This window comes from Thermoanaerobacter sp. CM-CNRG TB177 (genome assembly GCF_018588165.1).
Classification (GTDB): domain Bacteria; phylum Bacillota; class Thermoanaerobacteria; order Thermoanaerobacterales; family Thermoanaerobacteraceae; genus Thermoanaerobacter; species Thermoanaerobacter thermocopriae.
Genome location: NZ_JAFCAC010000024.1, coordinates 1 through 350, shown reverse-complemented (window position 1 = coordinate 350; position 350 = coordinate 1). Strand labels below are relative to the sequence as shown.

Genomic DNA, 350 nt, shown 5'->3' with positions numbered 1-350 from the left:
TATCTAATAATAGACGAATATGACCATTTTGCCAATGACATAATAGCGATGGGGGACAGTGAATTTTATAGAGAGATAGTGAGGGCATCAGGTTTTGTAAGAGACTTTTATGAGACATTGAAGATAGGGACAAAAAGAGTAATAGACAGGATATTCATAACAGGGATATCCCCAATAATGTTAGACGACTTAACAAGTGGATTTAACATAGCATTAAATGTTACAATGGATTTAAGCTTAAATGAGATGCTGGGATTTACAGAAGAAGAAGTGGTGAAGGTACTAGAAGAAGTGGGGATAGAGGAAAAAGAAAGAGAAAAATCACTAGAAGAATTAAAAGAATTATACGA

At 34.0% G+C, this 350-nt stretch carries 1 protein-coding gene; it reads left to right on the top strand.

What is annotated here, in order from left to right; all coding sequences use genetic code 11:
- Positions 1-350 (top strand): AAA family ATPase (locus I4N53_RS01550; protein ID WP_214495431.1); only part of this gene is annotated, 350 nt, incomplete at both ends.